We start from the raw sequence: 20,154 nt of genomic DNA on the forward strand, positions 1-20,154 counted from the left end.
AACGCTTGAAATGGGAGATCAAGTACCACGATGAGAAGTTGCAGTCAGCGGTGCTGGCGCTTCCACCGGGCATCCTGGCGCGGTACTTTCATTGCACGGATCGGATGATGGAATTTGGCCCTGATCTTGGCATGCCCCATACCCGTGCGATGAGTGCCGGCCTGTTCGAGTTGCGCTTGAAATCAGGGGAAGGTATTGGCAGGGTGTTTTACTGCACGCTGGTGGGTCGGAAAATCATCATGCTTCACCAGTTTGTAAAGAAGACCGACAAGACACCCCCGAAAGAATTGAGTCTTGCGCGCCAGCGCCTGAAGGAGTGGAAAAATGTTGACCCATAAGCAGATGCGTGCGAAGGCACTGGAAAACGCTGAGGTAAAGGCCGAGTTTGATCGACTGGCCGATGAGTTTTCGCTTCTGGACGAGTTCCTGAAGGCTCGCACCGATCAGGGACTCACCCAGGCGCAGGTGGCAGAAAGAATTGGAACCACCCAATCGGCTGTGGCGCGCATGGAGTCGGGTCGCGGCAAACATTCCCCCTCGCTGGCCACACTGTCCAAATATGCGGATGCGCTGGGTTGCAAGCTGGAGGTCCGGCTGATTCGCCGGTCTCGGCCTGCGAAAAACTCAGCGAGTCATTCAGGCAGTCTCACTTCGCGCGCTGCCGAACCCTGACGCCAAAGACAAGCACCTGAGCAACCCGAGGACCGGCGTCATTTGCAGGCCGTGATCGGCCGCGCCCCCCTCACCCCCGCATCACCGCTTCGATCTCGTCCGCCTGCACCGGCACGTCCCGCGTGGTCAGTTCGCAGCCGGTTTCGGTGACGAAGGCGTCGTCTTCGATGCGGATGCCGATGTTCCAGAACTCTTTGGGGATGCCGTCGCTGGGGCGCACGTACAGGCCGGGTTCGATGGTCAGGGCCATGCCGGGGCGCAGGATGCGGCTGGGGCGGTCGGTGATGGTTTCGCCGCTCAGGGGGTCGCGGCGCTCGTGGGTCTGGCCCACTTCGGTGGGCTCGACATAGCTGCCGCAGTCGTGCACGTCCATCCCCAGCCAGTGGCCGGTGCGGTGCATGTAGTGGGCGAAGTAGTGGCGGTGGTGGATGGCGTCTTCCAGCGTGCCGTGCTGGTCTTTGTCCAGCAGCTTCAGGTCGAACATGCCCTGGGTGAGCACACGCACGGCGGCTTCGTGCGGCTCGGTGAAGCGGGCGCCGGGCCGGGTGGCGGCAATGGCGGCCTCCTGTGCGGCCAGCACCAGGTCGTACAGGGCGCGCTGCGGGCCGGTGAAGCGGCCGTTGGCGGGGAAGGTGCGGGTGATGTCTGAGGCGTAGCCGTCCAGCTCGCAGCCGGCGTCGATCAGCACCAGTTCGCCGTCGCGGATGGGGGCGTTGTCGGCGCGGTAGTGCAGCACACAGGCGTTGGCGCCGGCGGCGACGATGCTGCCGTAGGCCGGGTATTGCGAGCCGTGCTGGCGGAATTCGTGCAGCAGTTCGGCGTCCAGGTGGTATTCGCGCACGTCCTGGCCGGCGCGCAGCATGGCGGCGCTGCGCTGCATGGCACGGATGTGGGCACGGGCGCTGATCTGGGCGGCGCGGCGCATCACGTCCTGCTCGTGGGTGTCCTTGATCAGGCGCATCTCGTCCAGGATGGCGCACAGGTCGTGCTGGGCGCCGGGGCACAGGGCGCCAAAGCGCACGCGGGTACGCACGCCGGACAGCCAGCCGTCCACCCGGGTTTCCAGCCCGCTGTGGGTGGCAAACGGGTACCAGACGGCCGTCCGGTTCTCCAGCAGCCGGGGCAGATGCGTGTCGATCTCGGTGACGGCAAAGGCTTCGTCCACGCCCAGGCGCGCCGGCGCGGCGTCGGGGCCGAGGCGGATGCCGTCCCAGATTTCGCGCTCCAGGTCCTTGGGCTGGCAGAACAGGGTGCTGCGGCCGTCGCCGGTGATGACCAGCCAGGCGTTCGGCTCGGAAAAGCCGGTGAGGTAATAGAAATAGCTGTCGTGCCGGAACAGGAAGTCGCTGTCGCGGTTGCGGGCGCGCTCGGGTGCGGTGGGCACGATGGCGATGCCGCCGGCACCCAGCTGGGCCGCGACGCGGGCGCGGCGCTGGGCGTGGATCGAAAGGGTCATGGGCGCTCCGAAAGGAAGGGGTTCAGGCGGTGGCGTTGAGTTCGGCCAGGCGCTCGGGCGTGCCGACGTCGGTCCAGCGGCCGGTGTACAGCGCGGCGCTGACGCGGCCGGCGTCGATGGCGCGGCGCAGCAGGGGTGCCAGCGGCGCGACCACGCCGTCCGGGTTGCCGGGCGGGATGTCGCACCAGGGCGCCTCAAACAGCGCGCGGCGGTACAGCGCGATGGTGCTGAAGGTGTAGCGGGTGTCCGCCTGGTTGAGCGCCAGGCCGCCCGGCGAAAGGCCGAAGTCGCCCCCCGGGTGGTGCGGCGGGTTGGGCACCAGCCAGAGATGGGCCAGCTGGCCGCTGGCGGTGAACCGGTCCACGGCGGCCTGGGTGAAGGTGAAGTCGGGGGCAAACACGTCGCCCGCCAGCACCCAGAACACCTCGCCCAGCTGCGGCAGGGCGCGGGCGATGCCGCCGGCGGTCTCCAGCGCACGGCCGAAGTCGCGGCCTTCGGCGGAGAGGGTCAGGCCGATTTGCTCCCCGTTCAATAGCAAAGAATGACCATTCCACGCTGGGTAAGCGGCAAAAAAGCCTTCAATCTGGCCGCCCAGCCAGTCGGTGTTGACCACCAGGCGGCGAAAGCCCCCGGAAACGAGCGCTTCCACCGGCCACAGCAGCAGGGGCTTGCCGCGCACCACCAGCAGCGGCTTGGGCGTGGCATCGGTCAGGGGCCGCATGCGCTGGCCACGGCCGGCGGCCAGGATCATCGCGGCGGTCATGTCGAGAGGCGTCGGGGCTGGCGGGGCATCGGCGGATTATCGGCGCGCACAAAAAAGCCACCGCAGGCGGTGGCTTTGTGCGGTGGCGGGCGCCCGGGCGGGCGCGGGCGTCACTGCAGGTTGATGGTGAAGGCACCGGCCGCGCAGCTGGCCGAGTAGCTGTAGGCCAGGTTGGCGGCACCGGTCACACCCTGCTGGCCGCTGATGGCCTGCGACAGCGAGGCGTTGCCGCTGGTGCAGGAGCCGGCCGCGATGCCGGTGACGCAGTAGTTCAGGTCCAGCGGCACGGTGAAGCCGTTGGCGGTGACGGTGCCGGTGACGTGCACACCGCAGGTGCCGCTGCCGCCGCCCGCGCCCGAGCCGCTGATGTTGAAGCCGTTGGCGGTGAAGGTGACGCGCATCGGCGAGCCCACGGCGGCCAGGGCGTTGTTGTAGAGGGTGTTGAAGCTGGACAGATCGGTGGCGTTGGCCATCAGGGTGCCGTTGGTGATGGTGGCCAGCGTCTTGCCGTTGTCCGCCATGTAGCGCGACAGGGCGCGCAGGGAGTCGCCGTAGGCGTTGGTGGTGCCGGTGACCTGGGGCAGCGTGGTGGCCAGGTTGACGCCCGACAGCCCGAACTGGCCGGCCAGGTTGGTCGCCTGGGTGGTGAAGGCGGCATGGGTGACGGTGCCGCTGCTGGCGGCGTAGGTGTAGGCCAGCGTGGTCAGCGGGGTGGCAATGCCGGTGACGGCGCCGCCGTTGGCCACCACCACCACCCGCATCGGGGTGCTCAGCGAGGTGGGGACGTTGGTGGCTTCGTCGGTGTAGGTGCCGCCGGAGACTTCGATCACCAGGTCGCCGGTGCAGGTGGTCTGCAGGCTGTAGGTGCCCGACGCGTTGGTGGTGGTGCTGCCGCAGGCGGTGCCGTCGGGCTTGCGCGCGGTGACGGTGGCGCCGTTGACCGGGCCTTTCACGGCCGAGCCGGACACCGTGGTGGTGGTGGCCGCCGCCGGTGTGGTGGTGCCGTCCGAGCCGCCACAGGCGGCCAGCAGGACAGCGGCAGGAACAGCGAGCAGGCTCGCGCGGATGATGGTGCGCATGGTGGTTTCCTCGAAAAAAGCCAACGATGGACGCCAGTCTGACGCCGCCGCCCCCCGGCGCCTATCCCCGAAACGCGGGGGAAGGCCGGCGGTCAGGCCGTTGGCGCCGGGCCGGGCGCCCCCACCGCGCCCCGCTGCCAGGCCTGCTGCTGCACGGCCCCGGGCTGGAACACGGCCAGCAGCGCGGCCAGCAGACGGTGGGCGGCCGCCGAATGGTCGGCGCCGAAATTGCAGACATACACGTCCAGCGTCGCGGCGCGCTGCTCAGGCCAGGTGTGCACACACAGGTGACTCTCGGCCAGCAGCACGGTGGCGGTGACGCCGCCGGGGCCCAGCGGCGTGGCGGGAAAGGTGTGAAACAGCTGGCCGACGGCCCGCAGGCCCGAGGCCCGCACCGCGTCGGCACAGGCCGCACCCAGGGCGTCGGCGTCCAGCAGCCAGCGGGCCTCGCAGCGGCAGTCGTGGCAGTCGGCGGTGAGGTGCAGGCCTTGCATGGCCGCACTGTAGACGATGCGCCGGCACACGGCCGGGCGCCACCTGCCGGGGGCCCGGCGGTAAAATTTGCGGTTTACCTGACTTTCCCTCCGGAGCCGCCTCCATGGCAAACACCCAACAGATGGCCAGCGCGATTCGCGCCCTGGCGATGGACGCCGTTCAACAAGCCAACTCCGGCCATCCCGGTGCGCCCATGGGCATGGCGGACATGGCTGTGGCCCTGTGGGGCAGCCACCTCAAGCACAGCCCGCGCAACCCGGGCTGGTTCAACCGTGACCGGTTCGTGCTGTCCAACGGCCACGGCTCGATGCTGATCTACGCGCTGCTGCACCTGACCGGCTACAAGCTGCCGATGGCCGAGCTCAAGAACTTCCGCCAGCTGCACAGCAAGACCGCCGGCCACCCGGAAACCGGCATCACCCCCGGCGTCGAAACCACCACCGGCCCGCTGGGTCAGGGCATCACCAATGCGGTGGGCATGGCACTGGCCGAGAAGCTGCTGGCCAAAGAGTTCAACCGCGAAGGCCACACCATCGTCGACCACCACACCTGGGTGTTCCTGGGCGACGGTTGCCTGATGGAAGGCATCAGCCACGAAGCCTGCGCGCTGGCCGGTGCCTGGAAGCTGAACAAGCTGATCGCGCTGTACGACGACAACGGCATTTCCATCGACGGCCAGGTCAGCCCCTGGTTCATCGACAACACCGCGCTGCGGTTCGCCGCCTACGGCTGGAACGTGATCGGCCCGGTGGACGGCCATGACGCCGACGCGGTGTCCCGCGCCATCGCCGACGCAAAAAACAGCGCCGACAAACCCACGCTGATCGTCTGCAAGACCCACATTGGCAAAGGCAGCCCGAACCGCGCCAACACCGCCAAGGCCCACGGCGAGCCGCTGGGCGCCGACGAAATCGCCCTCACCCGCGCGGCGATCGGCTGGAACCACCCGGCGTTTGTCATCCCCGACGAGGTCTATGCCGACTGGGACGCCAAGGCCAAGGGTCTGGCTGCCGAGGCCGAATGGGACGCCGCGTTTGCGGCCTACAAGGCCGCCCACCCGGCCCTGGCGCGTGAATTCATCCGCCGCATGAAAGGCGAGCTGCCCAAGCACTTCGCCCAGACCGCCGTGGACGCCACCATTTCCGCCCACGAAAAGGCAGAAACCGTCGCCTCGCGCAAGGCCTCGCAGATTGCGCTGGAAGCTTTCACTGCCGCCATGCCCGAACTGCTGGGCGGCTCGGCGGATCTGACCGGCTCCAACCTGACCAACACCAAGTCCACCCCGGCGATGCGCGTGGACCTGGCCGGCGAGGTGGTGCTGACCGAAAACGGCCAGATCGGCCGCCACATCAACTACGGCGTGCGCGAGTTCGGCATGGCCGCGATCATGAATGGCGTGGCGCTGCACGGTGGCTACATCCCCTACGGCGGCACTTTCCTGACCTTCAGCGACTACAGCCGCAATGCCATCCGCATGGCCGCGCTGATGAAGCAGCGCGTGATTCATGTGTTCACGCACGATTCCATCGGCCTGGGCGAGGACGGCCCGACGCACCAGTCTGTCGAGCACGCCGCCAGCCTGCGCCTGATTCCCAACCTGGACGTCTGGCGTCCGGCCGATACCGCCGAAACGGCCGTGGCCTGGGCCGTGGCCCTGCAGAACAAGGACAAACCGACGGCTTTGCTGCTGTCGCGCCAGAACCTGCCCTACGCGCCCAAAAGCGATCTGGGCGAGATCAGTCGCGGCGCCTACATCCTGGCCGAGCCGTCCCAGCTGGGACTGAAGAAAAAGTTGCAGGCCGTGATCATCGCCACCGGCTCCGAGGTGCAACTGGCACTGAAGGCCCAGGAACTGCTCGCCCAGAAGAAGATCGCCGTGCGGGTGGTCTCCATGCCCAGCACCACCGCCTTCGACCGCCAGACCGCCGAGTACAAGGCCGAGGTATTGCCGGCCCGGCTGCCCCGTATCGCCGTGGAGATGGGGTCCACCGACGGCTGGTGGAAGTATGGCGTTGCGGCCGTGGTCGGCCTGGACACCTATGGCGAATCGGCGCCTGCGCCGGTGCTGTTCAAACACTTCGGCTTCACCCCAGAGAACGTGGCGGATACGGTGCAGGCCGTGCTCGCACGCTGAGTTCCTTGTTGTTCAACCCCTGACGAAAGACCCCTCCCATGACCCTCAAGATCGGCATCAACGGCTTCGGCCGCATCGGCCGCAACGTGCTGCGCAGCGCCATCCAGAATTTCAGCGACATCCAAGTCGTGGCCATCAACGACCTGCTGGAGCCCGACTATCTGGCTTACATGCTGCGTTATGACAGCGTGCATGGCCGCTTCAAGGGCACCGTCAGCGTCGAGGGCAACACCCTCGTCGTCAACGGCCAGAAGATTCGCCTGACGCAGGAGAAAGACCCCGCCAACCTGAAGTGGGCCGAAGTTGGCGCCGACATCGTGATCGAATCCACCGGCATCTTCCTGGACAAGGCCGGTGGCGAGAAGCACCTGGCCGCGGGCGCGAAGAAGGTCATCTTCTCCGCCCCCTCCAAGGACGACACCCCGATGTTCGTCTACGGCGTCAACGACAAGAGCTACGCCGGCCAGGCCATCATCTCCAACGCCAGCTGCACCACCAACTGCCTGGCCCCGGTGGCCAAGGTGCTCAACGACAAGTGGGGCATCAAGCGCGGCCTGATGACCACCGTGCACGCCGCCACCGCCACGCAAAAGACCGTGGACGGCCCCAGCAACAAAGACTGGCGCGGCGGGCGCGGCATTCTGGAAAACATCATCCCCAGCAGCACCGGCGCGGCCAAGGCGGTGGGGGTGGTGATTCCCGAGCTGAACAAGAAGCTGACCGGCATGTCGTTCCGGGTGCCGACTTCCGACGTGTCGGTGGTGGACCTGACGGTGGAGCTGAACAACGCCGCCACCTACGCCGAGATCTGCGCCGAGATGAAGGCGCAGAGCGAAGGGGCCCTGAAGGGCGTGCTGGGCTACACCACCGACAAGGTGGTAGCCACCGATTTCCGCGGCGAGACCTGCACCAGCGTGTTCGACGCCGACGCCGGCATTGCGCTGGACAGCACCTTCGTCAAGGTCGTCGCCTGGTACGACAACGAGTGGGGCTACTCCAACAAGTGCCTGGAGATGGTGCGGGTGGTGGCCAAATAAAGCCCCCTCCGCCGGAAAAATGAAACGCGCCCTCGGGCGCGTTTTTTTTGGTTCGGTCGGCCTTGGTGCCGCCGATCAGCCCAGGTGCTTGCCAGCGATCCCCGCCAGTTCGAACATGGTCACCTTCGGCTTGCCGAACACCGGCAACAGTTTGGCATCGGCATTGATGCTGCGCTTGTCGGCGGCGTCCTGCAGGCCGTTGGCTTTGATGTAGTCCCACAGCTTCTTGATGACCTGGGTGCGCGCCACGGGCTCGGGACCGATCACGGCAGCCAGGGCCTCGCTGGGGACCTGGCCGGCTGCGGTGCTCGCCGCGCGGGTGCGCGGTGTTTTGGCCGCCGACGCAGCCGCAGTTTTCCTGGCCGGTGCCTTGCGGGCGGTCTTGGCGGGTGGTTTCGATGATTTTTGGCCCATACCCAGCGTATTTTGGTCTTTTTCAGCTACTGTTTTTGTAGCTGCTGCGCGACGCGGCGGGAACTTCGACGCCCGGGGTTCAAAGGCAAAGTTCACCTTCCCGGCTTCGGCATCCCAGACCAGGAAGGCTTTGAAGCTGCGACGTGTACGCATCGACACAAACTTGTCCAGCAGGTCGGTTTTACCTTCCGCCAGCAACTTGGCCATCTGTTCAGGTGCGACCGGCTGCTGCAGGATCACCTTGCCACTCTTGAAGTCGCAACTGGGTGTCGGCTGCGCCGCTGTCGGGACGGCCTTTTCGCAAACGTAGCTGCTGCCGTGCTCGCGCACGGGCGCGCCACATTTCGGGCAGGCCCCCAGCGGCGGGCTGTCGGACAGGTCGACCAGTTCACCGGTTTCTTCGGCTTTGCGGTCGTCACCGAAGTCGAACTCCAGCTTCCAGTTGCCCTCGTCTTCGCTGAATTTGAGCAGGAGTTCGGCGACAAACGGCCAGCCGGCCTTGGAGCGGAATCCCTCCAGCGGCCCGATTCGCCGATCCCGCAGGAACTGCTCGGCTTCGGCTGCTTCGAAGGTCCGCCCGCCGGGCACTTTGGTGAACGAGAAGCCACACCCGTCGGACTGCCCATCCGCGCCGGTGCAGGCGAAACGACGGTAGTTCTCCTTGACGATGCCACCGCAGTGCGGACAGGGCGCGGCGAGCGTGGCGTAGTCGCCCGGCACGGTGTCGCGGTCGTACTCCTTGGCCTTGCGCACGATGTGCTCGGTCATGGCGGCAATGTCGCGCATGAAGGCTTCGCGGCTGAGTTGGCCATGCTCCATCTGGGCCAGTTTGTATTCCCACTCGCCGGTCAACTCGGGGCGCGACAGTTCTTCGACCTGAAGGCCTCGCAGTAGTGTCATCAGCTGAAAGGCCTTGGCCGTGGGAATCAGCTCGCGGCCCTCGCGCAGGATGTATTTCTCGTTGAGCAGGCCTTCGATGATGGCGGCACGCGTGGCGGGCGTGCCCAGGCCTTTCTCCTGCATGGCCTCGCGCAATTCGTCGTCGTCGACCAGTTTGCCGGCACCTTCCATCGCGCCGAGCAGCGTGGCTTCGGAGTAGCGCGCGGGCGGGCGGGTCTTGAGTCCCTTGGGCTCGACCGCCTCGGCGCGCACCATCTCGCCAGGTTTCACGGGCACCAGGCTTTGGCCCTTGTCGCCCTCTTTCGCATCGGCCACTTCGGCAGCCGCTTCCTTGCCGTAGATGGCCAGCCAGCCAGGCCTGACCAGCACTTTCCCCTCGGTCTTGAAAGAATGACCGACTGCCTGCGAAATGCGGGTGGTCACCAGGTATTCGGCGCTGGGGAAGAACACCGCCACGAAGCGCCGCGTCACCAGGTCGTACAGTTTTTGCTCTGCCTCGGACAGGCCGGATGGCGCCTGCAGCGTGGGGATGATGGCAAAGTGGTCGCTGACCTTGCTGTTGTCGAAGATGCGTTTGCTGGGCTTGACATAGCCCTCGTCCAGCGCGGTGCGGGCAAACGGCGCCAGGTGCCGCAAGCCGCTGTCAGCAAGCACGCCCATCGTCTGCCGTACCACCGGCACATAGTCTTCCGGCAGATAGCGGCTGTCGGTACGGGGGTAGGTCAAGGCTTTGTGGCGCTCGTACAGCGACTGTGCCAATGCCAGCGTGGTCTTCGCCGAAAAGCCGAAACGGCCATTGGCCTCGCGTTGCAGCGAGGTCAGGTCAAACAGCGCCGGCGAGGCCTGTGTGGTGGGTTTGCTCTCCTCGGTTACCGTGGCCGCTTTGCCGCGAACCGCATCGGCGATCGCCAGTGCCTCCCGGTGGCTCCACAGCCGGTCAGCCTTGCGCTCGGCATCGTCGGGGTCCTTTTTCCAGGACGGGTCGAACCACTTGGCGGTGTAGGTGCCGGCCTCGGCCAGGAAGCTGGCGTGAATCTCCCAATAGTCGCGGCTGACAAACCGGCGTATCTGTTCCTCTCGCTCCACGACGACGGCCAGCGTCGGAGTCTGCACCCGGCCCACCGTGGTCAGGAAGAAGCCCCCGTCGCGGGAATTGAAGGCCGTCAGCGCGCGGGTGCCGTTGATCCCGACCAGCCAGTCTGCTTCGGACCGGCTGCGGGCCGCGTCGGACAAGCCTTTCATCTGCCCGTCCGAGCGCAAACTCTGGAAGCCTTCGCGGATCGCCTGCGGGGTCATCGACTGCAGCCACAGTCGGCGCACCGGCTTGCCCAGGGGCTTGGCGCCGCCGGCATATTGCTCGATCAGGCGGAAGATCAGCTCGCCTTCGCGTCCGGCGTCACAGGCATTGACGATTTCGCCGACGTCCTTGCGGCGGGCCAGACGCACCACGGCATTCAGGCGCGTGCGGGTCTTGTCCACCGGCTTGAGGTCGAAGTGCGGCGGGATCACCGGCAAATGGGCAAAACTCCACTTGCCGCGTTTGACGTCGTACTGCTCGGGGGCCTGGATTTCCACCAGATGTCCCACCGCACTGGTGACGACATGGGTGTCGTTTTCGAAATGTTCGTCGTGTTTTTCGAATCGGCCCACGACCGGCGTCAGCGCACGGACGATGTCCTGCGCCACCGAAGGCTTCTCGGCTATGACCAAGGTTTTCATCACTCTACAATCCCTTCCTCGCGTGCGCCAGCGCGCGGACACCCGCACATGCACCCGTGCGCACACACACCCACTGACCTTACCAAAAAATGCCCACGGCACCGCAAGCGTCCCGCACCAAGGGCCGGCGTATCCAGATCCGGCGCTCGGGCGTCCACGGCAAGGGCGTCTTTGCACTGGTCCCGATCATGGCCGGTGAGACCCTGCTGGAGTACACCGGCGAGGTCATCACGTGGCAGGAAGCGCAGGACCGCCATCCTCACGACCCGGCCGATCCGAACCACACGTTCTATTTCCACGTCGACAATGACCGCGTCATCGACGCCCTGGTCGGGGGCAATGCATCGCGCTGGATCAATCACAGTTGTGATCCGAATTGCGAGGCCGATGAACGCGACGGACGAATCTTCATCGTCGCGATGCGGGACATTGCGGCAGGCGAGGAATTGAACTATGACTACGGCCTGATCGTGGAAGAGCGTTACACGCCCAAGCTGAAGGCAGAGTACCCCTGCCACTGTGGCAGCGCCCACTGCCGCGGCACCCTGCTGGCACCAAAACGGGGGGGGCGTCGACCCCTTTCACGTGAAGGTGGTGGTCGCTGAATTCCATGGGCGAAAACGGCATGTCTGCAAACCCACCTGCAGCGGCGCGCGAGCTGGCGCAGGCAGCCCGGTCAATAGCGTCCGAGTGGAGCGGCACGATGCCGGGCTGGGCGGTCGAGGTCGTCGAAGAGATTGACTCGACCAACTCGGAACTGATGCGCCGCATCCGACAAGGGCGCGGACAGCCGGTACTGCTGGTCGCGGAACACCAGACGGCTGGCCGTGGCCGCCTGGGACGCGACTGGGCATCGCAGCCCGGCCGCAGTCTGACGTTTTCCCTGAGCCTTCCCCTGACACCCCGGGATTGGTCGGGTTTGTCACTGGTCGTCGGACTGAGTCTGGCCGAGTCACTGCACCCGCAGATCGGACTGAAGTGGCCCAATGACCTGTGGTGGCAGGACCGCAAACTGGGCGGCATCCTGGTGGAAACCGCGTCGCTCGGCGAGCAGCGCCATGTGGTGGTCGGCGTAGGCCTCAATCTCACCGCGCCAGGCCCCTCCCGGGCCATGCGCACACCGCCAGCCGGCCTGGATTCGTTGCTGCCCGGGATTTCGGCCGCGGCGGCGCTGGCCTGTGGGGTTTCGCCGCTGCTGATGGCTCTGCGCGCCTTCGCCCAGGCGGGCTTTGCGCCCTGGCAGAGCCGGTTCAACAGCCGCGACGTCCTTCGGGATCGCTTGCTGACTCTGTCGGATGGAAGCACCGGTTGGGGACGCGGGACGAACAGCACTGGGGAGTACCTGGTCGAGTCACCGTCGGGGATGGTGCGGGTTTCCAGCGCCGAGTTGAGCCTGCGCCCCGCCGAAGCGGCAGGAGCGCCCTGATGCGCCTGTTGGTGTTGTTGCTGCTGGCACTCAACGGCCTGTATTTCGGCTGGACGCAAGGCTGGTTTGCCGGGCTCGGCCTGGCTCCGGGCGCGCTGACCGAGCCTCAGCGACACGGGCAACAGGTGGCCCCGGAGCGGATTCGCCTGCTGGCGGCCTCGGAAGCGCGACAGCTGGAGTCTGCAGCAGCAGCGGCCGCAACGGCCTCAGCGGCGGCGGCGGGCGGGTCGACAGTCTGCCTGATCGGCGGCTTGTTCGATGAAGCAAAAGCCCGGACCGTTCGGCAAGCCCTGGAGCAGGCCGGCCTGCCGGCCGGTTCCTGGGTCATCGAGCCCGCGACCGAGCCGGCGCGCTGGATCATCTACATGGGGCCGTATCCCTCCGCCGAGGCGGTCAATCGCAAGCGAACCGAGTTGCGCGGCATTGGCGTGGTGTACAGCCCGCTGGTCAATCCGGCACTGGAGCCGGGTCTGTCGCTGGGTCGTTTCGCAAGCTCTGCCGAGGCCACGACGGCCATGAATGGCCTGACCGCACGGGGTGTACGGACCGCCCGGGTCGTGCAGGAGGTGGCGGAAGTCCGCGGCTTCCAGCTGCGGGTGGTCGAGGCGGACAGCACACAGCGCACTCGGCTCGATGAACTTTCGCGCGGCTGGTTCGGGAAAAGCCTGCAACCATGCCGCTGACCGCGGTTGTTTCGTTTTCTTTGGAGGCCTACGATGACCATGAAACTTTTCTTCGCTGCTGGCGCCTGCTCCTTTGTTCCTCACACGTTGCTGGAGGCGAGCGGGCGGCCATTTGACAGCCAACTGGTCAAGCTGCACAAGGGCGAGCACCGCGAGGCTGCTTTTCTCGCCCTCAATGCGCGCGGGCAGGTTCCTGTCCTGGTAGCGGATTCGGTGGCGATCACCCAGATTGTTGCGATCGCACTGTTTCTGGACGAGCAGTTTCCGGACTGTGGCTTCCTGCCCCGCGAGGGCATCGCCCGGGCCAAGGCGCTGGAGACCTTGTGCTGGATGAACAACACCGTGCATCCGACGTTCACCCATGTTTTCATGCCCCAGAAATTTACGGACGATCCCCAAGCGCAGGCCAGTGTTCGGTCGGCCAATACCCAGCTCTTCCGGGAGCAGTTGCGGGAACTGCAGGCGATCGTGACCGGTTCAGCCGCCACGGCTAGTGGCTGGCTTTCCGGGTCGCATTTCGGCCCACTGGACGCCTATGCGTTGACCTTGGTTCGCTGGGGCAGCATGGTCGGCATTGACCCGGCTTCGATGCCCGAATTGTGGTCTTTTGTTCAGCGTGTGGCGGCCCATGAGCCGGTTGCTGTGGTCATCGCCCGCGAACGCCTGCAACTGAACATGTTCCGACCGGCCTGAACGGTCAGGCGTCGACGATCGGCAGCGACTGGAAACGGACCTGGAAGCGTGCCCCCGGTGGGGTCTTGCCGGGGTAGGTTTCTTCGACCTCGACGGCACCCTGGTGCTGGCGCGCAATTTCGCTGACGATGGGCAGCCCCAGCCCGGAGCCGTCGACATTGGTTCCCAACGAGCGGTAGAAGGGGCGGAAAACCAGCTCGACTTCAGCCGCGGGGATGCCCGGTCCATTGTCTTCCACCTGCAACAACAGAATCTGGCCATAGGGATCCGCCAGTACCCTGACGGTCACCACCCCCGGCGCCTGGGGTGATGTCGGCGTGTAGTTCAACGCGTTGTTGACCAGATTTCGCACCATTTCCTGCAACAGAACCGGGTTTCCGCGCATCATGACGCCGGGGGCGCCGGGTTCCACGCCTTCGTAGCCGAGATCGTGGCCTTTCTCGAGCGCCCGTGGCACCGTGTCCCGCACGACATCCATGGTGAGTGCGGCGAGGTCGCAAGGCTGGGTCTGGATCGATGTGCCGCCACTTTCCGCTCGGGCGAGTGCCAGCAGCTGGTTGACGGTATGGGTGGCGCGAACGCTCGAGTGTTCGATCTGCCGCAGGGTATGGGCCAATTCCTCTTTGCTGGCGCCTTCCCTCAATGCCAGATCGGCCTGCATGCGCAGGCCAGCCAAGGGGGTTTTCAATTGGTGGGCGGCATCGGCCAGAAACCGCTTCTGGGTCTGGATCGAATCCTTGAGGCGCTGCAGCAGGCCGTTGACCGAATTGACCAGCGGTGCGACCTCCAGGGGTACGGACCGGGTATCGAGGGGGCTGAGGTCATCGCTGCGGCGGGCACGGATTCGGGCTTCCAGCTGCGACAAGGGCTTGATTCCCCGCACCAGCGCCAGCCAGACCAGAAACACGGCAAGCGGCAGGATGACAAACTGCGGCAACATGACCCCCTTGATGATCTCGGTGGCGAGCACCTTGCGCTTCTCTCGGGTTTCGGCCACCTGAACCAGCGCCGGGCGGGCGGTTCCGGGCCCCAGGCGAATCCAGACATAAGCGATGCGGACGTCGGTTCCCCGGAATTCGTCATCGCGCAGCAGGACTTCACCGGGCTTGACCAGATCGAGATTGTCGGTGGGTGCCGGCAGGTTCCTTTCGCCACTGAGATAGTCACCGCGCGGTCCGAGCACCTGGTAGTGAACCTGGTCGGAATCGTCGGCGCGGAGCAGTTCGCTGGCCGGTTGGGGAAGATTGAACTGGATTCGAGCGGAAGGGCCGACATGCAGCAGCTGGGCCAAAGCCTGAGCGTTGTAGACCAGTGCCCGGTCAAATGGTTTGTTGGCAATTTCCTGGGCAACCAGCCAGGTCAAGGCCAGGCTGACCGGCCACAGCAAAAGCAGCGGCGTGAGCATCCAGTCGAGGATCTCCCCGAACAGGGAACGCTGGTCTCGGTGAAACATCGGCGCGGGTGCCGGTGTTCAGTTGGGGATTTTTTCCAGGCAGTAACCCAATCCCCGCACGGTTGCGATCCGGATCGGTCCCTTTTCGATTTTTTTTCGCAGCCGGTGGATGTAGACCTCAATGGCGTTGTTGCTGACTTCTTCACCCCATTCGCAAAGACGTTCTACGAGCTGGTCTTTGCTGACGAGCCGCCCGGCGCGCTGGAGCAGCACTTCCAGAAGGCCCAGTTCACGGGCAGAGAGCTCCACCATCTTGCCGTCAATGGTGGCCACGCGACCGGTCTGATCGTAGATCAGCGGTCCATGCTTGATCTGGGATGACGCCGTGCCCAGTCCTCGCCGTGTCAGCGCCCGAACGCGGGCTTCGAGTTCATGCAGGCTGAACGGTTTGGCCATGTAGTCATCAGCGCCGTAATCCAGCCCTTTGACCCGTTCTTCCACGCTGTCGGCCGCGGTCAGTATCAAGACGGGTAACGCAGAACCCCGTCCGCGCAGGCGTCGCAACACTTCCAGTCCATGCATCCGGGGCAGGCCCAGGTCCAGGATGAGCAGGTCAAACTCATGGTTGGTCATCAGCGCCGCATCGGCTTCGGTGCCCGTCGCGACATGATCCACCGCGGCGCCAGATGCCCGCAAAGTGCGCAACAGGCCGTCGGCCAGGACATGGTCATCTTCAGCGATCAGAATCCTCACGGCTTGCCTCCTGGGAATGACATTCCCTGCCGAGGGAATTCTAGAACGATGGCTCCTGTTTGTGGTAACTCATGACGCATAGACATCCAGTCCGATTGCGATGACTGCGGCAACCTGCTCGCCGACCGCTTCCTTGAATTCTTCTTCTGCCTGCGCGATGGCGCGCCCGAATGCTCCGTGCCAGGCGAGTCCCAGCGCGGTGTAGCGGATGATTTTGGCCCGGGCATCCCGGGTGTCTGCCTCTTTTCGGACCAGCCCCCATGCCTCACATTGGGCAACGAGGTCCGCCATGGCCTGTTTGCTCATGTTGGCTCGTTCGGCCAGTTCGGTCAGGCGGGTACCACCGAGGTCCAGATGCCGGGTAATGTGAATGTGGGCCGCGCCGACCTTCTGGCGTGTCGCCAGATTTGCGAGCGCCAGAGGAACTTCGTCGTCGTGGGCCATCAGGACAAGGACACGGTTGTCAAAACGCCGCAACGCTTCGCCAAGTCGGCGACCCAGATGTTGATGACGCCAGGAGTCAGATCGGTCGCTCACCGGGGATTTGGTCATTTAAACTGACTAAATTTTCTGTTGTTTAGGGTTTATCTGTCAATACAATGCTGCTCATTCATCCAGCTGTTTGTATTTACAGTTTCTTTAATCTGTCCTTCCGGAGGCCACCATGGATACCGCAACCAAATCCCTGTCCCCTGCGCAAAGCGAGCGCGCCAAGGCGTTGCAGGCAGCACTGACCCAGATAGAGCGTCAGTTCGGCAAGGGCACGATCATGCGCCTGGGAGAGGGCGAGGTCATTGAGGACATCCAGGTGGTTTCTACCGGTTCGCTGGGCCTGGACATCGCGCTCGGCGTGGGCGGGTTGCCCCGCGGTCGCGTGATCGAGATTTACGGGCCCGAGTCGTCCGGCAAGACGACCTTGACCTTGCAGGTCATTTCGGAGATGCAAAAGCAGGGCGGGACCTGCGCTTTTGTTGATGCGGAGCATGCACTGGACGTGCAGTACGCCCAGAAACTCGGTGTCAACCTTCAAGAGTTGCTCATCAGTCAGCCCGATACCGGCGAGCAGGCGCTGGAAATCGTGGACAGCCTGGTACGGTCCGGGGCGGTGGATCTGGTGGTCGTTGATTCTGTGGCGGCATTGACCCCGAAAGCGGAAATCGAGGGGGAAATGGGAGACAGCCTTCCTGGCCTGCAGGCACGCCTGATGAGCCAGGCCTTGCGCAAGCTCACAGCAACGATCAAGAAGACCAACTGCATGGTCATCTTCATCAACCAGATCCGCATGAAGATCGGCGTGATGTTCGGTAGCCCCGAGACCACGACCGGCGGCAATGCGTTGAAGTTTTACGCTTCGGTGCGCCTGGACATCCGCCGGACCGGAACGATCAAGAAGGGAGAAGACGCCATTGGCAACGAAACCAAGGTCAAGGTCGTGAAGAACAAGGTTTCCCCTCCTTTCAAGACCGCCGAGTTCGATATCCTTTTCGGCGAGGGCATTTCGCGGGAAGGCGAAATCATCGACATGGGGGTCAACGCCCGGATCATCGACAAATCCGGTGCCTGGTATGCCTACAACGGCGAGAAGATCGGTCAGGGCCGGGACAATGCTCGCGAGTTTCTGCGTGAAAACCCGACTTTGGCGTACGAAATCGAGAACAAGGTGCGCGAGTCGCTGGGTATTCCATTGCTGGCGAGCGCAGCGGACACCGGGAGCGGAGCCTGAGCTTGGCCGGAGAACTTGCGGGGCTCGGTCCGTCGTTGAAATCCCGCGCCTTGCGCTTGCTGGCGCTGCGTGAACATTCCCGGGCGGAACTGGTACGCAAACTCAGCCACTTCGAGAAGGCGCCCGGAGAGCTCGCCGCCGTGCTCGACGCTCTCGCGGCCAAAGGTCTGATCAACGAAGCACGCGTCGCCGAGTCGGTCATGCACCGTCGCGCCGACAAACTGGGCGCCGTGCGGCTGCGGGCGGAACTGCAACAGAAAGGACTGGCCTCCGACTTGATCGACGCATCACTGGAGAGGGTCCGCGCCGGCGAGTTCGACCGCGCCCGGCAGGTGCTGGCGCGACGGTTTGGCGCGGCTCCGGCAACCGAGGCCTCGGAGCGGGCCCGCCGGGCGCGCTTTCTGATCGGTCGCGGATTTGCCGCAGATGTCGTCCGGCGCGCCATTGACGCCTCAGAAGACGTCGAGGATGGATTTTAGAGGCGAAGTAGCCAATACCCAGCGTTATTTGGTCACTTTATGCTATATTTTATATAGCTATTCAAGTGCAAACATCAGCTTGAGGTTCTGCACCGCTGCCCCGCTGGCACCTTTGCCCAGATTGTCCAGGCGCGCGACCGCAACGGCCTGTCCCGATTCATCGTTGCCAAAGACCCGCAACTCCAGATTGTTGGTGTCGTTGAGTGCCAGAGCGTCCAGCTTGCCGTCAGGCGTCGGCTCACAAACCCGTACCGCGCCGCCCGACCCGTCCGACATCGGGTAGTGCTTGCGCAGGGCGTCCACGACGTCGGCTGTGCGGGGCCGCCCCGGTAGCGCGTGCAGGTGCAAAGGCAATTGAACCAGCATGCCCTGACGGAAGTTGCCTACGGCGGGGACGAACAACGGCCGGGTGGTCAGGCCGGTGTAGCGCATGATTTCCGGGAGATGCTTGTGCCTCAGTCCGAGTGCATAAAGCTCGTAGGCCGGCGCCGTTCCGTTTTCGTAAGCCTCGATCATGGACCGGCCACCGCCCGAATAGCCACTCACCGCCGGTAACGTCAGCGGCCAGTCGGATGGGATCAGGCCGGCATCGATCAGCGGCCGGATCAGGGCGATCGCACCCGTCGCGTAGCAGCCCGGGTTGGACACCCTCTGCGCGGCTGACACCAGTCCTCGCTGCCCGGCGGTCAACTCGGGAAATCCGTAGACCCAGTCCGGTGCACAGCGATGGGCGGTTGAGGCGTCAATGATCCGCGGGCGGGATGGTCCGAGACCGTCAATCATGGCCACCGATTCGACAGCCGCATCATCATGAAGACACAGGATGACTACGTCCGCGCCGGCCATGATGGCTCGCTTGACCTCCGGGTCCTTTCGCCGCGAAGGGTCAATGGACACCATCTCGACGGCCGGCAAATGGACCAGCCTGTCGCGAATCTGAAGGCCGGTCGTACCCGCTTCCCCGTCGATGAAAACCTTGACCATTGCTGCGATCTCCGTCAGTTTGTATTCAGATGGGCGCCCATATAATTATGCATTATGTTGCGCGGGCGCCCTGCCAATTTGGTGCATTGCAGCATGATACATTTCGACGTTGCTGTGTCCAGTGCCACCGGGCGGACTTGGAGGTCCGGCCGAGGGGTTCAACAAATCCACTCCTGAGAGAGACCTCATGAAGATTCACGAGTACCAGGGCAAGGAAATCTTGCGTCAATTCGGTGTGCCGGTGCCGCGCGGCATCCCGGCGTTCACGGTGCAGGAGGCGGTGGAAGCCGCCCAGAAACTGGGCGGCCCCGTGTGGGTGGTCAAGGCGCAAATCCACGCCGGCGGCCGTGGCAAGGGTGGCGGCGTCAAGGTGGCCAAGTCGATTGACGACGTCAAGCGCCTGGCCGGCGACATCCTGGGCATGCAGCTCAAGACGCATCAGACCGGCCCTGAAGGCCAGAAAGTGCGTCGCCTCTACATCGAAGACGGCGCCGACATCAAGAAAGAGTACTACGTGTCCCTGGTGACCGACCGCGCCACCCAGAAAGTGGCCGTGATCGCGTCCAGCGAAGGCGGCATGGACATCGAAGAGGTCGCGCATAGCACCCCCGAGAAAATCATCACCGAACTGGTCGATCCGCTGACCGGTCTGGGCAAGGAACAAGCGCTGAAGATCGCCACCGGCATCGGCCTGACCGGAGCATCCGGCGAGCAGGCCGCCGACGTGCTCCAGAAGCTCTACACCTGCTACATGGACACCGACGCCTCGCTGGTGGAAATCAACCCGCTGAACTGCGACAGCAAGGGCAACATCATCGCGCTGGACTCCAAGTTCAATTTCGACGCGAATGCGCTGTTCCGTCACCCGGAAATCGTCGCCCTGCGCGATCTGGACGAGGAAGATCCCGCGGAAGTCGAGGCCTCCAAGTTCGACCTGGCCTACATCAGCCTGGACGGCAACATCGGCTGCCTGGTCAACGGCGCCGGCCTGGCCATGGCGACCATGGACACCATCAAGCTGTTCGGCGGCGAGCCGGCCAACTTCCTGGACGTCGGCGGTGGCGCCACCCCGGAGAAGGTCACCGAAGCGTTCAAGATCATGCTCAAGAACCCCAAGGTCAAGGGCATCCTGGTCAACATCTTCGGCGGCATCATGAAGTGCGACACCATCGCCACCGGCGTGATCACCGCCTGCCGTGCCGTGAACCTGAACGTGCCACTGGTCGTGCGCATGAAGGGCACCAACGAAGAGCTGGGCAAGAAGATGCTGGCCGAATCAGGTCTGCCCATCATTGCGGCCGACACCATGGCCGAAGCCGCGACCAAGATCGTGGCTGCCGTCAAGTAAGCC

General features: G+C 64.7%; 20 protein-coding genes. 11 read left to right on the forward strand and 9 right to left on the reverse strand.

What is annotated here, in order from left to right:
- Positions 1-5: 5 nt before the first annotated feature.
- Together AC2EBU_RS15965 and AC2EBU_RS15970 are read left to right on the forward strand one after the other, a co-directional pair.
- Entirely contained in the window at positions 6-338 is a 333-nt protein-coding gene (locus AC2EBU_RS15965) for a type II toxin-antitoxin system RelE/ParE family toxin (RefSeq protein ID WP_484611437.1), read from the forward strand.
- Entirely contained in the window at positions 325-672 is a 348-nt protein-coding gene (locus tag AC2EBU_RS15970; protein ID WP_484611438.1) for a helix-turn-helix domain-containing protein, read from the forward strand. The genes AC2EBU_RS15965 and AC2EBU_RS15970 overlap by 14 nt, the downstream gene beginning before the upstream one ends.
- Positions 673-742: 70 nt before the next feature.
- Here AC2EBU_RS15970 and AC2EBU_RS15975 read toward each other — a convergent pair whose 3' ends face one another.
- From AC2EBU_RS15975 to AC2EBU_RS15990, 4 genes are all read right to left on the reverse strand, one after another.
- Positions 743-2,128, reverse strand: a complete 1,386-nt coding sequence (locus AC2EBU_RS15975; protein ID WP_484611439.1) for an aminopeptidase P N-terminal domain-containing protein — start codon at positions 2,126-2,128, stop codon at positions 743-745.
- A gap of 22 nt (positions 2,129-2,150) precedes the next feature.
- A complete protein-coding gene (locus AC2EBU_RS15980; RefSeq protein WP_484611509.1) occupies positions 2,151-2,879 on the reverse strand; it encodes a nucleotidyltransferase family protein in 729 nt (242 codons plus the stop codon).
- 122 nt (positions 2,880-3,001) lie between these two features.
- Positions 3,002-3,970, reverse strand: coding sequence for a hypothetical protein (locus tag AC2EBU_RS15985; protein WP_484611440.1), 969 nt, complete (start codon positions 3,968-3,970; stop codon positions 3,002-3,004).
- Positions 3,971-4,062: 92 nt separating this feature from the next.
- The gene (locus tag AC2EBU_RS15990) at positions 4,063-4,464 is read right to left on the reverse strand and encodes an S-adenosylmethionine decarboxylase family protein (RefSeq protein WP_484611441.1); all 402 of its coding nucleotides are present in this window, start codon (positions 4,462-4,464) and stop codon (positions 4,063-4,065) included.
- A 104-nt stretch (positions 4,465-4,568) separates the two neighbouring features.
- Here AC2EBU_RS15990 and tkt point away from each other — a divergent pair, with 104 nt between their 5' ends.
- Entirely contained in the window at positions 4,569-6,599 is a 2,031-nt protein-coding gene (tkt, locus tag AC2EBU_RS15995; protein WP_484611442.1) for a transketolase, read from the forward strand.
- 38 nt (positions 6,600-6,637) lie between these two features.
- Positions 6,638-7,636, forward strand: coding sequence for a type I glyceraldehyde-3-phosphate dehydrogenase (gap, locus tag AC2EBU_RS16000; RefSeq protein ID WP_484611443.1), 999 nt, complete (start codon positions 6,638-6,640; stop codon positions 7,634-7,636).
- A gap of 75 nt (positions 7,637-7,711) precedes the next feature.
- Here the strand turns inward: gap and AC2EBU_RS16005 are convergent, their stop codons facing one another.
- Positions 7,712-10,669: a DNA topoisomerase III gene (locus AC2EBU_RS16005; protein ID WP_484611444.1), complete on the reverse strand. Its 2,958-nt coding sequence runs from the start codon at positions 10,667-10,669 to the stop codon at positions 7,712-7,714.
- An 89-nt stretch (positions 10,670-10,758) separates the two neighbouring features.
- Between AC2EBU_RS16005 and AC2EBU_RS16010 the strand changes: the two genes are divergently transcribed.
- From AC2EBU_RS16010 to AC2EBU_RS16025, 4 genes are read left to right on the forward strand one after another with little or no spacing between them, the layout of a single operon-like run.
- The gene (locus tag AC2EBU_RS16010) at positions 10,759-11,274 is read left to right on the forward strand and encodes an SET domain-containing protein (protein ID WP_484611445.1); all 516 of its coding nucleotides are present in this window, start codon (positions 10,759-10,761) and stop codon (positions 11,272-11,274) included.
- A gap of 20 nt (positions 11,275-11,294) precedes the next feature.
- Positions 11,295-12,095 (forward strand): biotin--[acetyl-CoA-carboxylase] ligase, encoded by an 801-nt coding sequence (locus AC2EBU_RS16015; RefSeq protein WP_484611446.1) that lies wholly within the window; start codon positions 11,295-11,297, stop codon positions 12,093-12,095.
- Positions 12,095-12,778: an SPOR domain-containing protein gene (locus AC2EBU_RS16020; RefSeq protein WP_484611447.1), complete on the forward strand. Its 684-nt coding sequence runs from the start codon at positions 12,095-12,097 to the stop codon at positions 12,776-12,778. Before AC2EBU_RS16015 ends, AC2EBU_RS16020 begins: the two co-directional genes overlap by 1 nt.
- 33 nt (positions 12,779-12,811) lie before the next feature.
- Complete coding sequence (locus AC2EBU_RS16025; RefSeq protein WP_484611448.1) at positions 12,812-13,471, forward strand: glutathione S-transferase family protein; 660 nt, start codon at positions 12,812-12,814, stop codon at positions 13,469-13,471.
- A gap of 4 nt (positions 13,472-13,475) precedes the next feature.
- Here AC2EBU_RS16025 and AC2EBU_RS16030 read toward each other — a convergent pair whose 3' ends face one another.
- The 3 genes from AC2EBU_RS16030 to AC2EBU_RS16040 all read right to left on the reverse strand — a co-directional run bounded on the left by AC2EBU_RS16030 (position 13,476) and on the right by AC2EBU_RS16040 (position 16,169).
- A complete protein-coding gene (locus AC2EBU_RS16030) occupies positions 13,476-14,924 on the reverse strand; it encodes a sensor histidine kinase (RefSeq protein ID WP_484611449.1) in 1,449 nt (482 codons plus the stop codon).
- Positions 14,925-14,942: 18 nt separating this feature from the next.
- A complete protein-coding gene (locus AC2EBU_RS16035; RefSeq protein ID WP_484611450.1) occupies positions 14,943-15,617 on the reverse strand; it encodes a response regulator in 675 nt (224 codons plus the stop codon).
- 69 nt (positions 15,618-15,686) lie between these two features.
- Positions 15,687-16,169, reverse strand: coding sequence for a MarR family winged helix-turn-helix transcriptional regulator (locus AC2EBU_RS16040; RefSeq protein ID WP_484611451.1), 483 nt, complete (start codon positions 16,167-16,169; stop codon positions 15,687-15,689).
- A gap of 112 nt (positions 16,170-16,281) precedes the next feature.
- Here AC2EBU_RS16040 and recA point away from each other — a divergent pair, with 112 nt between their 5' ends.
- Both recA and recX read left to right on the forward strand, forming a co-directional pair.
- Complete coding sequence (recA, locus tag AC2EBU_RS16045; RefSeq protein WP_484611452.1) at positions 16,282-17,340, forward strand: recombinase RecA; 1,059 nt, start codon at positions 16,282-16,284, stop codon at positions 17,338-17,340.
- Positions 17,341-17,342: 2 nt separating this feature from the next.
- The gene (recX, locus tag AC2EBU_RS16050) at positions 17,343-17,819 is read left to right on the forward strand and encodes a recombination regulator RecX (RefSeq protein ID WP_484611453.1); all 477 of its coding nucleotides are present in this window, start codon (positions 17,343-17,345) and stop codon (positions 17,817-17,819) included.
- Positions 17,820-17,876: 57 nt separating this feature from the next.
- Here the strand turns inward: recX and argC are convergent, their stop codons facing one another.
- Complete coding sequence (gene argC / locus AC2EBU_RS16055) at positions 17,877-18,803, reverse strand: N-acetyl-gamma-glutamyl-phosphate reductase (RefSeq protein ID WP_484611454.1); 927 nt, start codon at positions 18,801-18,803, stop codon at positions 17,877-17,879.
- 187 nt (positions 18,804-18,990) lie between these two features.
- Between argC and sucC the strand changes: the two genes are divergently transcribed.
- Complete coding sequence (gene sucC / locus AC2EBU_RS16060) at positions 18,991-20,151, forward strand: ADP-forming succinate--CoA ligase subunit beta (protein ID WP_484611455.1); 1,161 nt, start codon at positions 18,991-18,993, stop codon at positions 20,149-20,151.
- The last annotated feature ends 3 nt before the right edge of the window (positions 20,152-20,154 follow it).

Source organism: Curvibacter sp. T50, from assembly GCF_057219955.1.